The sequence below is a fragment of the Streptomyces sp. NPDC056948 genome (assembly GCF_042674225.1).
In the GTDB taxonomy this organism is placed as follows: Bacteria; Actinomycetota; Actinomycetes; order Streptomycetales; family Streptomycetaceae; genus Streptomyces; species Streptomyces purpurascens.
Window position 1 is genome coordinate 2,824 of record NZ_JBHUQX010000147.1, and the last position, 17,340, is coordinate 20,163.

Consider the following 17,340-nt stretch of genomic DNA (forward strand, 5'->3'; position numbering starts at 1 on the left):
AGACCGGCGCCGATCCGGAGAAGGTCAACGCCAACGGCGGCGCGATCGCGCTCGGCCACCCGCTCGGCGCCACCGGCACCCGGCTGACGACCACACTGCTGCACGAACTGGAACGCACCGGCGGCCGCTACGGGCTGCAGACGATGTGCGAGGGCGGCGGTCAGGCCAACGTGACCATCATCGAACGCCTCTGACCCAGTCGTTCCGAGCGGGCTCCGGTGGCCCGCTCGGCGGACTGATGTCGCTTTTCGAGCCGTTGCTCCGGAGCCGAGACCAGTCTTGGCTCGGCCACCATCTGCCGCGGCGGCATACGGTTGTCCGGCTGCTGTCAACCCAGGTCTGCTAGCGTACCAGCAGGAGCACTCCCTTGAGATCCTCGCCGAGGTCGCCTCGCGCTACCCGATCGACGGCGTGTTCATCAACATGCACGGTTACCAGGTACGCGACTACAGTCGTGTCTTCCACGGCTTCTGCCAGTGTGACAACTGCGCGCGCCGCTTCGGTGAGGCGGGAGAGCTGCCCCGGTCCGTGGACGATGCGAGCTACCTGGCCTACCTGGAGTTCCAGGCCCGTACCGTCGCCGAGCTCTTCGAGCGCCGGGCCGCCACCGTGAAGGGCATCCGGCCGTCCATCGCCACCTGCAACTACACACCGGCCGGAACGGACATCTTCCGCCTGGAGTCCGGAACGCACATGGCCGACGGTCTGCCGGACTTCACCTACTCGGCCAGCCACCAGGTGAAGATGGTCACCGAAAGCTTCCCGGGTATGGCGGTGAGCAACGCCGCGGTCCATTTCGTGGACTTCCCGATGCGCCACTCCGCGGTATCGCCCCATCTGACGGCGCTTCGGCTCGCTCAGGACACGGTGCACGGAGGCTGGCTGGACTTCTACGTCCTCGGCACGCTCGACGGGCAGGAGGACCGGCGGTGCTTCGACCAGGTACGCGACCTGTACGCCTTCCACGCCGCACACGAGCGCTACTACACCGGCACCACACCGGTCTCCGAGGTGTGCCTGGTCCAACCGCGGGGCCGGGGAGCGGAGTTCTTCGGCCTCTACCGGATCCTCGCCGAGAACCACGTGCAGTTCGACGTGATCAGCCAGGCCGTGGCGGACCGGGAACGCCTGCGTGACTACGCGGTGGTCGTCCTGCCCGACGCCCGTCTGGACATCGACACGGAGGGCCGCGTCCTCAGGACCGGCACCACCAGCGACGAACACATTCAGGGCGCGTACTTCGCCATCCGCCCGGATGACAAGAAGACCCTCTCCGGCCTGGAGGACCTTGACCTGGTGTACCTGTACGGCGCGTTCGAACCCACCGCGAGCGGGGGCGAAGGGTATCTGGCTTACATAGCACCGCACATGTTCGGCCCTCCGGAGAAGTGCTACTACACAGAGGTCACCGATACGCCGGGAATCGTTCGTACGCCGTCCGGCGACGTGGAGATCCCCTGGAACATCGGCACCCACTACCAGGAGTACGCGCACGACGGTCACGCGCGCCTGGTGATGGCAGCCCTGCGCGACCTGCTCGGCCTCGAACCCCGTCTGACCACCGACGCGTCGTCCATGGTGGAGGTGACACTGCGGGACAACCCCGGCGCCGGGTGCCAACTCGTCAACCTGGTGAACCTGACCGGCCAGCTTGGCACCGCCTTCCACGCCCCGGTTCCGGTCCGCGACATCACTGTGAAACTCGCTATCGACCGCCCGCCTCTCCGCGCTCACGCGCTGCGTGCCGGCGTCGGCATTCCCCTGTCCTTCCACGGCGGAACGGTCTCGCTGACCCTGCCCGAACTGTCGCTCTTCGAGACCGTGGTCATCGAGTACGGCCGGAACCAGTAGCGATGGACGCTTCCGTGATCCGCGACCTCGTCGCCGTCCTCGGCAGGGAGGACGTCCTGACCGAGTCGACCGAGCTTCGCACATGTGAGTGCGATGGCCTGACGGGTTACCGCGTGGTTCCCGCCCTGGTCGCCCTGCCGAGATCTGCCGCCGAAGTGGCGGCCACCGTCGCGGTCTGTGCCCGCCACGGCATCCCGTTCGTGGCGCGGGGCGCCGGCCCGGGTCTGTCCGGCGGAACCCTGCCGGTCGCCGACGGTGTGGTGATCTCCCTGCAGCGGCTGCGCCGCGTGCTCGACGTCGACCCGGTGAACCGGCGGGCCGTCGTCGAGCCCGGCGTCACCAACCGCGACATCAGCCGGGCCGCGGCACCGTACGGCCTGTACTACGCGCCGGATCCGTGTCAACCGGAGTCGTGGTCAGGCTGCTGCCCCGGCCCGCGACCGTCTCGACGGTGGTGGCCGGCCGACTTCTCCGCGGTGGCCGCGGCGGGTAGACGGTGACCGCTGTCATCGGCGCCGGGATCGTTCCAGCGGCCATCGAGATGCTGGACAACCTCACCATCACGACGGTCGAGGCCGCTGTCGCCGCCGACTACACCACCGAGGCCGAGGCCGCGCTCGTCATCGAACTGGACGGCCCGGCCGACGAGGTCACTGAACAGTTCGACCAGGTACTCGAACTGTGCCGACGGTACGGGAGCACGAAGTTGCGCGTGGCCGCCGGGCCGGCCGAGCGGGAGCTGATCCGGCGGGGCCGCAAAGCCGCGTTCGCTGCGGCAGGGCGGCTCAGCCCGGACTACATCGTCCAGGACGGCGTGGTCCCGCGCGGACGGCTGGGCGAGGTGCTGATCCGGATTTCGCGGATGGCCGACGAAGCGGGGCTGCGGGTGGCGAACGTGTTCCATGCCGGTGACGGCACCTGCATCCTCTGGTGCTGTACGACCGGGCGGCCGGCGAGCTGCTGCGCGTGGTCACCGTGCTCGGTCTTCTGTACCAACGCATCGGTCTGCAGCGGCTCTTGCGTCGACTGCTGCCGCCCCGGCTCCACGCCCTCGGCGTTCTGCTGCCGCCGGTGCGCTTGCGCGCCCTATGTCCCGGTCTCCTGACTTCGTGCCGGCCCGGACCGAACGGCGCTCCGGGTCGCCTTGTTGACCGGTTGCGCCCAGCGGGTCCACTTCGGTCACGTGAACGCGCCACCCCCCGGGTACTGGCGGCCGAGGGCTGTGACGTCGTCATCCCACCGGGCCAGCCGTGTTGCGGTGCGCTCAGCATGCATGCGGGCTCGACCGACGACGTGGCGCGGCGGGCGCGGGGCATCATCGACGTCCTCGGTGCCCTGGACGTGGACGCCATCGTGGTCAATGTCGCCGGCTGTGGTTCCACGCTCAAGGAATGCGGGGACCTGCTACGCGACGATCCGGCTTACGCCGAGCGGGCAGAGTCGTTCTCGGCGAAGGTCCGTGATGTCCACGAGCTGCTCACGTCCCTGCCCCGATGGCCCCGCGCAACCCCCTGCCCCTGCGCGTGGCCTATCACGACGCCTGCCACCTGGCGAGCGCACAGCGGGTGACGGCCGAGCCTCGGCAGGTCCTGAACTCCATACCGGAATTGACGCGGGTGGACGTGGCGGAGCCGGAGATCTGCTGCGGCTCGGCGGGGATCTGCAATGTGTTGCAGCCCGAGTCGGCTGAACGCTTGGGTCGCCGCAAGGCCGAAAGCCTCCTCGTCGGCCGGCCCGACGTGATCGCCACGGGCAATGCGGGCTGCCTCCTGCAGATCCGGCGCCACGCAGGGGACGCGGAGGTTCCCATCGTCCACCCTGTCGAGCTTCTGGACGCCTCCCTCGGCGGCGCTACGTCGATCCTGCCGACGGTACGCCGTGCGGCGGACGGCCCGGCATGATGCGCACACCGCCCGGGCGCTGGGCATCGGGCCCATGTTCCCAGTAGCGCGGACGCGGTACCGGGTGTCGGAGAGGGCGTCCAGCGCTGGGCCGCAGCGGCAGAACACGTAGGAGACGCGGTCTTCGGCGTGGCACCGAACAGCGCGGGTTCGGTGCCGTCGGCGACGAGCCCGAGGACCCTGGCTGCGTGCCACGGCGGGGAAGAGCTGTTCCGGCTCACACAAGCACCATGGTCTGCGCCCCGACGCCCATGTTGGCTCTCGTGATCGCGCTCACCCACAACAGGGGCCGCCTGCTGAAGGGCTCCGCCGCGCCCCGGACGCACCTCGGAGCCATCGCCGACCTCGGATTCGTCGGACTTGGGCGCGCCGGTCCCGAGCGCCGGTCGAGCGCGACTTCCCTGACTCAAGATCGGCCCCGGGAGTCGGGTGACGGTAGGCTGTATACACAAAGGTGTGCGAAAACGCGGCGGGGAGATGTATGGCTCGGGCAACCGGTAAGAGCGAGGCGGTCTACGAGCGGCTGAAGAGCGACATCGAGTCGCTGCGGCTGCGGCCGGGGGCCAAGTTGAGCGAGGTCCAGCTGGGGGAGGAGCTCGGTGCCTCGCGGACGCCGGTGCGGGAGGCCATCCGGCGCCTGGCCCGGGAGGGCCTGGTCGATTTCGTGCCGGGGGAGGTCGCCCGGGTCGCCGCGATCTCGCTGGGCGGGGTGCGGGCCCTGTTCGACTTCCGGATGCTGCTGGAGCCGCGTGCGGCCGCGTCGGTCGCGACAGCGGGTGCTGCCGACGAGCGTGTACTGGTGCCGTTCCGTGAACTGCTGGAGCGGCTGGAGAAGTTCGAGGAGTCCTTCCGTGCGCTGGACGCCGCCGCGCAGACGCGGTCCTACCAGGAGTTCTACGAGGTGACCGAAGGCTTCGACCAGGCCGTCATCGCCGCCTGCCGCAACCCCTACCTCGCCCGCACGATCCGTGACCTGCGCAGCGAGACCGTACGGCTGCGGCATCTGTCACACAGCGGTCCGCGCCGCATGCTCACGTCGCTGGAGGAGCACCGCGCGATGCTGAAGGCGATCGTGCAGGGGGACGCGCAGGCGGCGGAGGCGGCCGGCCGGCACCATCTCGCGCAGACCCTCCAAGCGCTCATCGACAGCCTGACCGGCCAGGATTTCGCCGTCGGCGCGAACATCCACCTGGATGTCGCCCGCCAGCACCTCCTCTGAAGCTCGCGGTCAGGTGGTCACCCGTACCGATGGCTTCCGCTTGAGGCATCCTGTATACAGGAACGGATACATTAGTCCTCGATGCGAGGGGCCGTCTTATGCCGCATACCGTCGGTGCCGCCGACCTGCTGGGGTTCGCCACCGCCGCCACTGAAGCTCACGGCGTTCCGCCCGCGGACGCCCGACTGCTCGCGGACACTTTGGTGACCGCGGAGCTGTGGGGTCATCCCTCTCACGGGATGCTGCGCCTGCCGTGGTACCTCGGCCGTCTCGCGAGCGGTGCGACCACCGCCGTCGCCGCCCCCGAGGTCGTGACAGACAGCGGCGCCGTCCTGGTCGTGGACGGGTGCGACGGCCTCGGCCAGGTGCTCACCGACCGTGCGGTGACATGGGGTGTGGAGCGCGCCCGCCGGCACGGGATCAGCGCGGTCGCGGTGCGCAATTCCGGTCACTTCGGTACGGCCGCGTACTTCACCCGCAAGGCCGCCGAGCAGGGCTGTGTCGCGCTGCTGGCCACCAATGCCAGCCCGGCGATGGCTCCTTGGGGGGGCCGGGAGAAGCGGGTCGGCACCAACCCGTGGTCGATCGCCGCCCCGGGTGGCCGTTTCGGCACGGTCGTGATGGACATCGCCAACACCTCGGTAGCGCGCGGCAAGATCTACCACGCCAAGGAGCGCGGCGAGCCGATCCCCGAGGGCTGGGCGGCCGACGCGGACGGTGTGCCGACCACCGACCCGCGCCGCGCGATCGAGGGCCTGATCCTGCCGATGGCCGGCCACAAGGGTTACGCCATCTCCTTCATGTTCGACGTCCTGGCGGGCGTGCTGACCGGCAGTGCCTTCGGATCCGGCGTGGTCGGCCCGTACCGCCCCACCGGCCGAAGCGGCGTCGGACACCTGCTGATCTGTGTCGACATCCGGTCGATGGCCGACCCGGCCGAGTTCGAGGGGCGTATGGAAGCCCTGATCGAGGAGACCAAGTCCACCCCGGCCGCTCCCGGCACGGCCGAGATCTTCGTCCCCGGCGAGCCGGAGGTCCGGACCGCCGAGCGTCTGAGCGCCGAGGGCATCACGGTCGTCGACGACACCTGGGCTGCCCTTGCGGCCATCGCCGACGCCACTGCCGTCCCCCTGCCCACCCCCGTCACCCCACAGGAGCTGTCCGCATGATCGCGCTGACCGTGTCCCTCCAGGTCGTCCCCGGCTGCCGGGAAGACTTCCTCAAGGCCATCGAGGGGAACGCCGAACGTTCCTTCACCGACGAACCCGGCTGCCGCTACTTCGACGTCGTCTGCGACCTGGCCGACGACCACCACTTCGTCTTCCACGAGCTCTACGACGACGAGGCCGCCGTCGACGCCCACCGCGCCGCACCCCACTTCAAAGTCTGGCGCGAGGCCGCGGCCAAGTACGTCGTGCCCGGCAGTCAGGTCAACACGCTCTCCCGTCGCCTGTTCCACCACTCCTGAACTCCCGCACTCCCGAACGGAGCCGCCGCATGTGCACCAAGCCCGCCGCACCGAACCTGCTCATCCATCCCGACGAGGTCGAACGCTTCGACCGCGGCGGTGGAGTGGCCACCCTCCCCTACGTCGGCAAGTGGAACTCCGAGAAGGCAGTCATCACCACCGGCCAGACCGTCTTCCAGCCCGGCACCGGCCTGCCCCTGCACAGCCACAACGTCGAGGAGTCGGTCCTGATCCTCGAAGGCGAGGCGACCGCCGAGATCGACGGTGAGTTCTTCGACCTGGAGGTCGGCCAGGCGACCTGGGTCCCGGCGGGCATCCCGCACCGGTTCTTCAACCGAGGCGAGGGCGTCATGCGGATCTACTGGGTCTATGGCGGCCGGGACGTCACCCGCACCATCACCGCCACCGGCGAGACCTTCGAGCACCTCTCCGCAAGCGACAAGGGAGGGGCACCCACCGTATGAGCGCCACCATACGCACCATCAACCCCGCCACCGGGCAGTCGCTCGCCGAATACGAAGGCTGGGACGCCGTTCGGATCGAGGCGGCTGTGGAACGTGCTCACGCCGCCGCCCGCGCTTGGGCCATGGTCCCCGTCACCGAACGGGCCACCCGCGTCGGTCACCTGGCCAGTGTCCTGCGTGAACACAAGGGAATGCTGGCCCATCTGGCCGTCAGCGAGATGGGCAAGCCGGTCGGTGAGGCGGAAGGAGAGGTGAGCAAGTCCGCCTTGACCGCCGAGTACTACGCCGAGCAGGGCCCCGGAATCCTCGCCGACGAACGCGTGGACGTCGACGGGGCCGAAGCCTGGGTCGCCTACGAGCCGATCGGCCTGGTCCTGGCCGTCATGCCGTGGAACTTCCCCGTCTGGCAGGTCATGCGTTTCGCGATCCCGTCCCTGATCGCCGGGAATGGGATCCTGCTCAAGCACGCCTCGAACGTCACCGGCAGCGCGCTCGCCCTGCAAAGCCTCTTCGTCGAGGCCGGTTTCCCCGAGCACCTGGTGACCACGCTGGTGATCGCCGACGGCGACGTGCCGGAGGTTACTGCCGAGCTCATCGAGGACGATCGCGTCGCCGCCGTCACCCTCACCGGAAGTAACCGGGCGGGCGCGGCCGTCGGCTCGGCGGCGGGGCGCGCTGCGAAGAAGTCCGTTCTGGAGCTGGGCGGTTCGGACGCCTTCGTGGTCCTGGACGACGCCGATGCCGAAGGAGCCGCAGCGGCCGCGGTGAAGGCGCGCTTCACCAATTCCGGTCAGAGCTGCGTGTGCGCGAAGCGGTTCATCGTCGCTGCCTCGGTGGCGGACGCCTTCACCGCCGCGTTCGTGGCGGGCGTCGAAGCCCAGCGTCTCGGCGACCCGCGCGAGCGGGACACCCAGGTCGGCCCGCTCGCCCGGGATGACCTGCGGGCGGCGATCCGGCGGCAGGTCGAGGAGTCCGTCGCCGCGGGCGCCCGCCTGCTGACCGGAGGCAAACCGGTCCCCGGCGACGGCTACTTCTACCAGCCGACCGTGCTGGCGGACACCGGCCCTGGCATGGCCGCCTTCGACGAGGAGACTTTCGGCCCGCTCGCCGCCATCACTGTCGCCCAGGACGATGATGACGCCGTACGGCTGGCGAACGCCACCGCCTACGGACTCGGCCTGAGCATCTGGACCGCCGAGCCCGGCCGCGGCGTGGCCCTCGCGCGCCGTATCACCAGCGGCGCGGCCTTCGTGAACGCGATCGTCGCCTCCGACCCGCGCCTGCCCTTCGGCGGCACCAAGCGCAGCGGCTACGGCCGCGAACTGGCCGCCGCCGGCATCCGCGAGTTCACCAACACGCGCACCTACTGGGTCACCGCCTGACCGGTTCAGGAGCTCATTGACCCCTTCCAGGACCTGTCTGCCACCACACCGGCAGACAGGTCCTCGTGCTGCCCGCCCGCGCGCGCATCCTGCCCCTGACCTGCCGGTGTTCCCTGCCGATTTGCTGTCGACACAGGTCTATACAGGGTCGAATTCAGGCCTGTATACAGACTCTGTTACGGCTTCATAGAAAGGGGATGACCATGCTGGTCCTCCTTGGATTCGCGATGATCGCGACGTTTCTCTACCTGGTCATGAGCAAGCGTGTGGTGCCTGTCGCCGCCCTCATCCTGGTGCCCCTCGTCTTCGGCTTGGCGGCGGGAGGGGGCCTGGGACTTGGCGATGACATCACGAAGTCGATCGAGGACGTGGCGCCCACGGCGGCCTTGCTGTTCTTCGCCATCACGTTCTTCGGCATCATGATCGATGTCGGACTCTTCGACCCGCTGATCCGGGCCATTCTGCGGGTGGTGGGCCACGATCCAGCGAAGATCGTCGTGGGCACGGCGTTGCTCGCCACGATCGTCTCCCTCGACGGAGACGGCTCCACGACGTTCATCATCGTCACCTCCGCCTTCCTGCCGATCTACCTCCGTCTCGGCATGAGCCCCGTCGTCCTGACCTGTGTGACGGCCACCGCCAACGGTGTGCTCAACACCGTGCCGTGGGGCGGCTCCACCGCTCGTGCGGCAGCAGCCCTGAAGGTCTCACCGATCGACATCTTCGTACCGATGATCCCCGCGATCGCCGCCGGCCTCATTGCCACCCTGGTCTTCGCCTACCTTCTCGGCCGCAGCGAACGCATCCGCCTGGGCGCCGTAGTGGAGCTCCGCGACGGCGTCCTGCGCAAGGGCGGCGACTCCGGCCGGGCCGCACCGGCCGCGCGTTCCACACGGACCGCCCCGGCCCCGGCCTCGGGCACCACCTCGGTCGCTGTGGCAACCGGCCCTTCGGAAGGCGACGCCACCTCGGCCGAGACCGAGCACCGGCCCGAAGCGGACGCCGCGTTGATCTCCTCCGACGGCACCATCAACCGGCCCAACGCCCGCCCGAAGCTGCTGTGGCTCAACCTCGCCCTCACTCTCGCCGTGATGACCCTCCTCGTGGAGGGAACCGTCGAACCCGCAGTCCTCTTCTTCGTCGCCGTGGCGATCGCTCTGGTCCTCAACTTCCCTCGCGTCGCGGAACAGCGCGAGCAACTCCAGGCGCACGCCTCCAGCGTCGTGGGCGTCGTCGGCATGGTCTTCGCCGCCACCGTTCTCACCGGTGTCCTCAGCGGCAGCGGCATGGTGGAAGCGATGGCGGACTGGCTGGTGGGCATCATCCCGGGCTCCCTGGGAGCGCACTTCCCCGTCATCACCGGCCTGCTGTCCATCCCCATGACCTTCTTCACCAGCAACGACGCCTTCTACTTCGGCATGCTGCCGGTACTCAACGAGACGGCCTCCCACTACGGTGTCACCCCGCTGGAGATGGCCCGTGCCTCCCTTGTCGGCCAGCCTCTGCACCAGTCCAGCCCGATCGTCGCGTCCTTCCTGCTGCTCGTGGGGCTGGCCAAGGTCGACCTTGGCGACCACCACCGCAAGACGATCTGGCGCGCCGTCGTCGTCGGCCTGATCATGCTCGTCGTCGGGGGCCTGACCCTCGCTTTCCCTCTCTGACCGGCTCTCCCGCCCCGAGTCTCGTCATGCCCCACCCCCGACCCGCAGGAGCCGCACCGTGACGGTCCCCAGCACCTCCCGCAGAGCTGCCCTCACCCTCGCTGCCGGCGCTGCCTTCGCCTTCGGCCCAGCGCTCACAGCCGTCGCGGCACCGCACCGCACCCGCCCCGCCGTCTCACCGCGTTTCGCCTATGTCGGCTGCTACACCACCGCTCAACGAGAGGGGCACGGCAAGGGCATAGCCGTGTTCCGCGTCGACGGACCCGGCCGCTGGCAGCAAGTCGACGTCACCGAGACCCTCCCCAACCCGTCCTTCCTCACCCTCGATCACACCCAGTCATTCCTCTACGCCGTCCACGGCGACCTCGACCAGGTCAGCGCCTACGCCATCAACCAACGCACCGGGCGCCTCACCCCACTCGGCTCCCAGCCCAGCAAGGGCACGAACCCGGTCCACCTCGCCCCCACCCCCGACAACCGGCGCCTCCTGGTCGCCAACTACGCCACCGGTACCCTCGCCGTTCTGCCCCGCGCCGCGGACGGCCGGCTCGGGTCGGCCGACCAGGTCATCGAACTGACCGGCACCCCCGGCCCCCACCGCACCCAGCAGAACGGCCCCCATCCCCACCACATCCCCGTCGCCCCCGACAAACGCCACGTCCTCGTCCCCGACAAGGGCACGGACCGCATCCACCACTTCACCTACGACACCGCCGCCGGACGTCTGACCCCAGCCACCCCCGCGACCACCACCGTCCGCTCCGGCGCGGGCCCCCGCCACATCGCCTACCACCCCCACCTGTCATTGGCCTACGTCGCCGATGAGCTGAACTCCCAGGTCACCACGTACGCCTACGACCCCGAGACCGGCGCCCTCACCCCACGCTCCTGGCTGCCGAGCGTGCCGCCCATCTACACCGGCGACAACACCGCAGCCGGAATCCAACTCACCCCCGACGCGCACTTCCTGTTCGTCTCCAACCGCGGCCACGACAGCATCGCCACCTACGCCGTCCATGACGACGGCACCCTGCACACCCCACGCTGGACTCCGGCCGGCGGCAGGCAGCCGCGGTTCTTCACCACCGACCCGACCGGCACCACCCTGTACGCCGCCAACCAGGCAACCGACACCATCACCGCCTTCCACATCACACGGGAAGGCGACCTGCAGCCCACCGGCAGATCTGTGGCCACCGGCTCGCCGGTCTGCATCGTCTTCTCGACCTAGGGCCGGCACCTAGGGGGCTGACAGCGCGAGGCTCATCCTTGTCGTTCTCCGGCCCGGACCAGCCCGGTCTCGTAGGCGATGACGACGAGCTGGGCGCGGTCGCGGGCGCCGAGTTTGGCCATGGCCCGGTTGGTGTGGGTCTTGACGGTCACCGTGGCGACGAAGAGACGTTCGGCGATCTCGTCGTTGGACAGACCCGTGCCCACCAGGGTCAGCACCTCGCGTTCCCGAGGAGTCAGCGTCGCCAGCCTCTGCGGGTCGGCAAGGTCGCCGGGGGAGGGCTGGGATAGGACGCGGGCGATGAGCCCCTTGGTGGCTGAGGGGGAGAGCAGCGCCTCACCGGCGGCGACGAGTCGGACGGCGTCGAGGAGGTGAGACGGTTCGACCCCCTTGCCCAGGAAGCCGCTCGCGCCGGCCCGGAGTGCCTCGACGACGAGCTCGTCCTCCTCGAACGTGGTCAGGACGAGAACCCGGACCCCGGCCAGGTCCTCGTCCTGCCCGATGAGCCGGGTGGCCTCGATGCCGTCGACATCGGGCATCCGGATGTCCATGACCACGACGTCGGCGCGTTCGGACCGTGCCAGCCGTACCGCTTCCCGGCCGTGGGAGGCCTCCCCGACGACCTCCATGTCCGGCTGTGCGTCGATGAGCAGTCGGAACGTGCCCCGGAGCAGGGCCTGGTCGTCGGCGAGCAGTACGCGAATCGTCATGGACGGATCTTTCTCATGGTGTGTCAGACGGTCGTGGAGGCGAGCGAGAGCGGCAGTTCGGCGATGACCTGGAAGCCCCCCTCGGCGCGCGGCCCGGCGGTCACGGTGCCGCGGATGGCGGTGGCCCGCTCGTGCATGCCGATCAGTCCATGGCCGGTGCCCGCACCCTTGGGCGCACCCGGACGTCCGTCGTCCGTCACAGTGACCCGTAGTGAGTGCACACCGTAGTCCAGCACCACCACGGCCCCGGCCCCGGATGCGTGCTTGTGGGAGTTGGTGAGGGCTTCCTGGACGATGCGATAGGCGGTCAGCTCGGTTGCGGGCGCGAGCGGTCCGGGAGTACCGGTGTGGGCCACTCGCACGGACAGTCCGCTCGCCTCGAACCCGCCGACGAGGGCGTCGAGATCGGCAAGCCGGGGGATGGGGGCACGCGAGCCGGGCGCGTCGTCGGGCTGACGCAGCAGACCGACGGAGGCCCGCAGTTCGTCGAGAGCGGCGCGACTGTTGTCCTTGATGTGGGCCAGTGCCTCGTACGCGTGCTCCGGGTTGTCGCGCATGAGGTGGTGGGCCACACCCGCCTGGGCGTTGACCAGGGTGATGTGGTGGGCGACGACGTCGTGCAGTTCGCGGGCGATGCGGACCCTCTCCTCGGTGACCCGGCGCCGGGCCTCCTCCTCCTGCAGGCGTTCCGCGCGTTCCGCCCGTTCCCTGGCCGCAGCAAGATTCTGACGGCGGCTGAGGACGGCGCGGCCGAGAGCGGTGGCCGCAATGGCGAAGTCGAACCGCAGCAGACTGTCTCCCCCCACCACGGATTGCCCGTGGGTGGCGGCGTGGACACCGGTGATCGCCACGGCCGCGACGGAGCCGACGAGCCACGCGGTACGCCGGCTGCCGCGGACGGCGAGGGTGTACAGGGCGACCAGGCTCGCCGCCGGGGTCGGTGCGATGTGCGAGGCGACGACCATCAGCGTGAGGTCACCCGCCAGGGTGAAGAGGGCGACGCCCAGGGGCCAGCGGCTGCGGAAGGCCAGCGGCACGCACGACAGCGCGGTCCACACCACCTCGTCCCAGCGCGGCTCGTGCCAGCCGGACGTGCCGATGGCGGTCGCCGAGGCTGCGATCACGATCAGAGGCACCGCGGGCAGCACGTCTTTGATCCGGTCATGACGAGCCAGCCACTGTCGCCACACCATGGGCAGTTCCATTCCCTCACTCTAAGGAGCGCGGGTAGGCGGAAGAGGGGGTCACCCCGCCTGCCGCCTACCCACGCTTGGTGTCGGTCCTCGTGGTGCAGGTCAGTTGGCCAGGCCGGCTGTCACCGGCTCACGCACCGCGTCCAGCGGGTGCACCGGTTCCTCGGCTGGGCCCTCCACGGATACGTTGGGCAGCGCCTTGTCCAGTCGGCGGGGGAGCCACCAGTTGGACTTCCCGCACAGGTGCATGAGGGCGGGGACGACGATCATGCGGATCAGCAGCGCGTCCGCGGCGACCGCTACGGCGAGGCTGACGCCGAATTCGGAGATGACCCGCATGCCGCCGAACACGAAGGAGCCGAAGACGCAGACCATGATGGCGGCGGCGACGGCGATGACCTTGCCGGTCTCCGCCTGTCCGACCCGGACGGCGCGGTGGCTGTCGCCGGTGTGGGCCCATTCCTCGCGCATCCTGCTGACGAGGAAGACCTGGTAGTCCATGGAGAGGCCGAACATGATGCCGACGACGAGGATCGGCACGAACGACTCGATCGGTCCGGCGGCACCCAGCCCGAGCGCTCCGGCGCCGAAGCCGTACTGGAAGACGACCACGATCGCGCCGAAGGCCACCCCGATGCTGAGGAGGTTCAGCAGCGCGCCGACGGCCGGGATGAGCAGACTGCGGAAGGCGACGGTCAGCAGCAGGAATCCGAGCGCTGCGATCACCAGGACGAAGAGGGGCAGCTTGCCCATCAGGACGGACGCGAAGTCGTCGTTGCTCGCGGTGACACCGCCCACGTACACCTTCATGGACGTGCCCTGCTCGGCTTGCGGGATCACGTCATCACGCAGGTGGTGGATCAGGTCGGAGGTCGCCGCCGACTGCGGGGAGGTCGTCGGGACGACGGAAACCGCCCCGACGTTCTGCCCGTCCTTCATGGGTGCGGCGTTGGCACTTGCGACACCGTCGACCTTTCCGAGGGACGTGACCAGCTTTGCCTCGGCCGCCCTGTCGGCGGCGGTGGGGGCCTGGACAGCCAGGACGAGCGGGCCGTTGAAGCCGGGGCCGAACCCGTCCGCGATCATGTCGTACGCCTGACGGTTCGTCGACGTCGTGGGCAGGTTGCCGTCGTCGGACGCACCCAGGCGCAGAGAGAGCGTCGGGAACGCGAGCGCGGTCAGCACGGCCAGGGCGACGAGGCCCAGGGTCTTGGGCCGGGCCTGGACGCGCTCGGCCCACCGGCCCCACACCCCGGTCCGGCCCGAGGAGTGCGCCCGAGGCCAACCGGCCCTCTCGCGGCGCTCCTTGCGGCTGAGGACGCGCGGGCCGATCATGCCGAGCAGCGCCGGCAGCAGGGTGATGGCGGCCAGGACGGTCAGCACCACGGTGACGGCGGCGCCGATCGCCATGCCGTTGATGATGCCGACGTTCAGGGTGAGCATGCCGAGCAGTGCGACGACGACGGTGAGCCCGGCGAACACGACGGCCCGGCCGGAGGTGTTGAGGGACTTGGCGACCGACTCGGCCACGCCCATGCCGGCGAGAAGGTTGCCGCGGTGCCGGTTGACGATGAACAGGGCGTAGTCGATGCCCACACCCAGACCGATCAGCGAGCCGAGGGTCAGTGTGGTGTCGGAGAGCGTGATGACATGGCTCAGCAGGATCACTGTGACCGCGGAGGTGCCGACGCCGACGACGGCCGTGATGATGGGCAGCGCCGCCACCCACACGGCCCGGAAGACGAACAGCAGCACGATGAAGGCGAGGACGATGCCCATGGCGTCGGCGACGGCGTTGGGTTCGGGGTTGACGGTGAACGCCTGCCCGTTGAAGGCGATGTGCAGGCTGTCCGGCCCCGGGTCGGCGGCGAGTCCCTTCACGTGGTCGATCTGGGCGTCCGAGACGTCCCGGTCGAAGGCGACCGTCGCGTAGGCCGTCCTGCCGTCCTCGCTGATCTGCGCCTTGCCGACGGGCGTGTAGGGGCTGGTCACCGCGGCGACACCCGGTGCGTGGGCGATGTCCCTCAGCGTCTCGGTCATGGCCTTCTCGGCAGCGGGCTCGGTGACCTCGCCGCCGTCAACCTGCCAGACCACCCGGCCGCTCTTGCCCGCGGCGCTGTTGGAGGCCTGCTGCAGCAGTGCCGTCGCCCTGGCGGAGTCGGTGTCCTGTGAAGTCGAGCTGTTCCCGAAGGCGTTACCGGCGGCGCCGACCCCGGCCCCCAGGGCGATCAACAGGCCGACCCAGACCAGGACGACGGCGAGCCGGTGCCGATGGCACCAGCGGGCGAGTGAGGACATGGACGAGCCTTTCCAGGGGTACGACATGCAGCCGGGCCGACGATCACGGCCCACCCCTACGCTCGCAATTTCCTGGTCTCCCGTCGTTAGCCGATCGCAGACACTTCCGTCTACTGCGATCGCAGCAGACCGTGGGCGCCCCGTTTGGCCAGGGCAGCCCGTGCGCATGGAGTACATCCACGGCAGGGCCGGGGATCATGGTGCGAGGAGCCGCTACGCGCGGCAGGTGGTGTCCCGGGTCGGCAGCCGGCCCTCGGTCAGGTAGGTGTCCACCATTGCGGTGACACAGGCGGGGGCCCCGGGGAAGCCGTAGACGGCATGGCCCCGGCCGCCGTCGACCTTGAGCAGCCGGGCGCCGTGCAGTGCGCGGCGCATGGCCAGGCCCTCGGACAGCGGGGTCTGCGAGTCCCACTGGTTCTGGACGACGAGGGCACCGACCCTGTTGTCGACGCGGGTGGCCGCCTCCGCGCCGCGCGGCCAGAAGGCGCAGGGGGTGATGTTGGCGGCGAAGTCCCCGTACAGGGGGTAGCGAACACGGTCGCGGACGGCGTCGCGGCGGTAGCGGTCCGGGTCGCGGGGCCAGGAGGCCGAGTTGTCGCCGCAGGTGACCGCCCAGTGGAGCGAGACGATGTTGTCGGTGGCTGCGTCCGCCCTCCCGCCCGCCGACTCGGGCTGCGGTCGGGTACCGGCTGACCTGCGCAGTTCGACGAGATGGCGTGCGGCGTCGGACGGCGTGTTGAAGAACTCCACACGCAACCACGCACGGATGTCGGCGCCGGTGAGGGCCCAGCCCTGGTGGTCCACGTCGCTGCCGTTGTAGAGGACCGGTGTGCGGTCCGCGCGTGCCACCTGCTTCCAGAAGGCGGCACGTACCTCGGCCGGGGTGTCGCCAAGGTGGTAGGTGCCGTCACGGCGGGCGGTCAGGCGGCTCCAGTCCCGGAAGGCGGCCTCGGATCCGGCGGCCATGACCAGATCCGAGTGCCGCCCGAAGCGGTTCGGGTCGACGGCGCTGTCGAGCACCATACGATCGCTGCGGCCGGGGAACAGCTGGGTGTACACGGCGCCGATCTGGGTGCCGTAGGACCAGCCGACGTACGAGATTTTCCGTTCTCCGAGGACCCCGCGGACGACGTCCAGGTCGCGGGCGGTGTTCCGGGTGTTGATGTACGGCAGCCGGGCGCCTTCGCGGGCGACGCACTTGGCGGCGATGCGCCGGGCGCGGGCGGTGTCCTCGGCGAAAGTGGCGGCTCGGTACGGCCGTTCGTCCGAGCTCGCCTCGCCCTCGGTCAGGCCGCATCGCAGGGGGCTGCTGGCACCCAGTCCGCGCGGGTCGAGGCCGATGAGGTCGTAGCGCTCCCTGACCTTCTTTGTCAGCGTTTCCTTCATGGACAGCGGGTCGTCGAGACCGCGGTGCCCGGGCCCGCCGGAGTTGGTGAGCAGCACGCCGTGCCGCTTGCCGGGAGCGCTGGTGTTCAGCCGGGAGATCTTCAGGCGCAGGGTCGGGCCGGTGGGGCGGGCGTAGTCGAGGGGCACGGTGACGGTGGCACACCGGTAGGAGGCCGGGTACTCCTCGCCGCTGCCGCAGCGGTGCCAGGCGGGTCGCTGGTCGTAGTAGCGGGCGAGGGCCGCGGGAGGGTCCGGCGGCGCCGCGGGACGGGACATGGCGCCCTGCGCTACGGGCACGCCAAGGGCGATCAGCAGGCCGGCCGAGGCGAGCGTGAGGACACGGGCGGTACGCATGGCGGGATGCCCTTCCGGGGAGACGAGTCGAAACGGGCATCCGGGCCTGTGTCGGACGGAGACGGCCGGGCGCCGTGGCTCACCCTTCCGGCGCCGGGCCCTCACTCGCATCGGCTGAACGGCCGGGCTTCGCCCCGGACCGGGCAGTCGCCTCGGCCGAACGGCCGAGTGGGCGGCCCCCGCGGCGGCCGGGCCCCCGGATGAAACCGTCACCGCTGGTAG

At 69.9% G+C, this 17,340-nt stretch carries 16 protein-coding genes and 1 pseudogene; 13 read left to right on the forward strand and 4 right to left on the reverse strand.

Features of this window, described 5'->3' with window-relative positions; genetic code table 11:
• The 13 genes and pseudogenes from ACFTZL_RS20180 to ACFTZL_RS20240 all read left to right on the forward strand — a co-directional run.
• Positions 1 to 194, forward strand: a pseudogene (locus tag ACFTZL_RS20180) (acetyl-CoA C-acetyltransferase); the annotation flags it as partial.
• Positions 195 to 411: 217 nt separating this feature from the next.
• The gene (locus ACFTZL_RS20185) at positions 412 to 1,851 is read left to right on the forward strand and encodes a hypothetical protein (RefSeq protein WP_382584423.1); all 1,440 of its coding nucleotides are present in this window, start codon (positions 412 to 414) and stop codon (positions 1,849 to 1,851) included.
• A gap of 2 nt (positions 1,852 to 1,853) precedes the next feature.
• A complete protein-coding gene (locus ACFTZL_RS20190; protein ID WP_382584426.1) occupies positions 1,854 to 2,351 on the forward strand; it encodes an FAD-binding protein in 498 nt (165 codons plus the stop codon).
• Positions 2,348 to 2,956: an FAD-linked oxidase C-terminal domain-containing protein gene (locus tag ACFTZL_RS20195; protein WP_382584428.1), complete on the forward strand. Its 609-nt coding sequence runs from the start codon at positions 2,348 to 2,350 to the stop codon at positions 2,954 to 2,956. The genes ACFTZL_RS20190 and ACFTZL_RS20195 overlap by 4 nt, the downstream gene beginning before the upstream one ends.
• Positions 2,923 to 3,420: a heterodisulfide reductase-related iron-sulfur binding cluster gene (locus ACFTZL_RS20200; protein WP_382584465.1), complete on the forward strand. Its 498-nt coding sequence runs from the start codon at positions 2,923 to 2,925 to the stop codon at positions 3,418 to 3,420. The genes ACFTZL_RS20195 and ACFTZL_RS20200 overlap by 34 nt, the downstream gene beginning before the upstream one ends.
• Positions 3,345 to 3,752 (forward strand): (Fe-S)-binding protein, encoded by a 408-nt coding sequence (locus ACFTZL_RS20205; RefSeq protein WP_382584431.1) that lies wholly within the window; start codon positions 3,345 to 3,347, stop codon positions 3,750 to 3,752. Before ACFTZL_RS20200 ends, ACFTZL_RS20205 begins: the two co-directional genes overlap by 76 nt.
• Before the next feature lie 481 nt (positions 3,753 to 4,233).
• On the forward strand, positions 4,234 to 4,971 hold the full coding sequence (locus ACFTZL_RS20210; RefSeq protein ID WP_382584434.1) for a GntR family transcriptional regulator: 738 nt from the start codon (positions 4,234 to 4,236) through the stop codon (positions 4,969 to 4,971).
• 98 nt (positions 4,972 to 5,069) lie between these two features.
• Positions 5,070 to 6,140: an Ldh family oxidoreductase gene (locus ACFTZL_RS20215; protein ID WP_382584436.1), complete on the forward strand. Its 1,071-nt coding sequence runs from the start codon at positions 5,070 to 5,072 to the stop codon at positions 6,138 to 6,140.
• The gene (locus ACFTZL_RS20220) at positions 6,137 to 6,439 is read left to right on the forward strand and encodes a putative quinol monooxygenase (protein ID WP_382584439.1); all 303 of its coding nucleotides are present in this window, start codon (positions 6,137 to 6,139) and stop codon (positions 6,437 to 6,439) included. Before ACFTZL_RS20215 ends, ACFTZL_RS20220 begins: the two co-directional genes overlap by 4 nt.
• 29 nt (positions 6,440 to 6,468) lie before the next feature.
• Positions 6,469 to 6,903, forward strand: a complete 435-nt coding sequence (locus ACFTZL_RS20225) for a cupin domain-containing protein (RefSeq protein ID WP_382584442.1) — start codon at positions 6,469 to 6,471, stop codon at positions 6,901 to 6,903.
• Positions 6,900 to 8,285 (forward strand): aldehyde dehydrogenase family protein, encoded by a 1,386-nt coding sequence (locus tag ACFTZL_RS20230; RefSeq protein WP_382584445.1) that lies wholly within the window; start codon positions 6,900 to 6,902, stop codon positions 8,283 to 8,285. Before ACFTZL_RS20225 ends, ACFTZL_RS20230 begins: the two co-directional genes overlap by 4 nt.
• Before the next feature lie 197 nt (positions 8,286 to 8,482).
• A complete protein-coding gene (locus ACFTZL_RS20235; RefSeq protein ID WP_382584448.1) occupies positions 8,483 to 9,946 on the forward strand; it encodes a CitMHS family transporter in 1,464 nt (487 codons plus the stop codon).
• A gap of 58 nt (positions 9,947 to 10,004) precedes the next feature.
• Positions 10,005 to 11,177, forward strand: a complete 1,173-nt coding sequence (locus ACFTZL_RS20240; RefSeq protein WP_382584451.1) for a lactonase family protein — start codon at positions 10,005 to 10,007, stop codon at positions 11,175 to 11,177.
• 32 nt (positions 11,178 to 11,209) lie between these two features.
• Here the strand turns inward: ACFTZL_RS20240 and ACFTZL_RS20245 are convergent, their stop codons facing one another.
• The 4 genes from ACFTZL_RS20245 to ACFTZL_RS20260 all read right to left on the reverse strand — a co-directional run bounded on the left by ACFTZL_RS20245 (position 11,210) and on the right by ACFTZL_RS20260 (position 17,118).
• A complete protein-coding gene (locus ACFTZL_RS20245; RefSeq protein ID WP_382584453.1) occupies positions 11,210 to 11,887 on the reverse strand; it encodes a response regulator in 678 nt (225 codons plus the stop codon).
• Positions 11,888 to 11,910: 23 nt separating this feature from the next.
• Positions 11,911 to 13,092 (reverse strand): sensor histidine kinase, encoded by a 1,182-nt coding sequence (locus tag ACFTZL_RS20250; protein WP_382584456.1) that lies wholly within the window; start codon positions 13,090 to 13,092, stop codon positions 11,911 to 11,913.
• A 90-nt stretch (positions 13,093 to 13,182) separates the two neighbouring features.
• Positions 13,183 to 15,378, reverse strand: coding sequence for an MMPL family transporter (locus ACFTZL_RS20255; protein ID WP_382584459.1), 2,196 nt, complete (start codon positions 15,376 to 15,378; stop codon positions 13,183 to 13,185).
• A 213-nt stretch (positions 15,379 to 15,591) separates the two neighbouring features.
• Positions 15,592 to 17,118, reverse strand: coding sequence for an alpha/beta hydrolase (locus ACFTZL_RS20260; protein WP_382584462.1), 1,527 nt, complete (start codon positions 17,116 to 17,118; stop codon positions 15,592 to 15,594).
• Positions 17,119 to 17,340: the final 222 nt, after the last annotated feature.

Bases quoted from the DNA above. Each gene is read 5' to 3' on its own strand.
- ACFTZL_RS20245 (WP_382584453.1), bottom strand. From the start codon at position 11,887: ATGACGATTCGCGTACTGCTCGCCGACGACCAGGCCCTGCTCCGGGGC.
- ACFTZL_RS20210 (WP_382584434.1), top strand. From the start codon at position 4,234: ATGGCTCGGGCAACCGGTAAGAGCGAGGCGGTCTACGAGCGGCTGAAG.
- ACFTZL_RS20250 (WP_382584456.1), bottom strand. From the start codon at position 13,092: ATGGAACTGCCCATGGTGTGGCGACAGTGGCTGGCTCGTCATGACCGG.
- ACFTZL_RS20190 (WP_382584426.1), top strand. From the start codon at position 1,854: ATGGACGCTTCCGTGATCCGCGACCTCGTCGCCGTCCTCGGCAGGGAG.
- ACFTZL_RS20255 (WP_382584459.1), bottom strand. From the start codon at position 15,378: ATGTCCTCACTCGCCCGCTGGTGCCATCGGCACCGGCTCGCCGTCGTC.
- ACFTZL_RS20230 (WP_382584445.1), top strand. From the start codon at position 6,900: ATGAGCGCCACCATACGCACCATCAACCCCGCCACCGGGCAGTCGCTC.
- ACFTZL_RS20225 (WP_382584442.1), top strand. From the start codon at position 6,469: ATGTGCACCAAGCCCGCCGCACCGAACCTGCTCATCCATCCCGACGAG.
- ACFTZL_RS20235 (WP_382584448.1), top strand. From the start codon at position 8,483: ATGACCATGCTGGTCCTCCTTGGATTCGCGATGATCGCGACGTTTCTC.
- ACFTZL_RS20220 (WP_382584439.1), top strand. From the start codon at position 6,137: ATGATCGCGCTGACCGTGTCCCTCCAGGTCGTCCCCGGCTGCCGGGAA.
- ACFTZL_RS20260 (WP_382584462.1), bottom strand. From the start codon at position 17,118: ATGCGTACCGCCCGTGTCCTCACGCTCGCCTCGGCCGGCCTGCTGATC.
- ACFTZL_RS20205 (WP_382584431.1), top strand. From the start codon at position 3,345: ATGGCCCCGCGCAACCCCCTGCCCCTGCGCGTGGCCTATCACGACGCC.
- ACFTZL_RS20215 (WP_382584436.1), top strand. From the start codon at position 5,070: ATGCCGCATACCGTCGGTGCCGCCGACCTGCTGGGGTTCGCCACCGCC.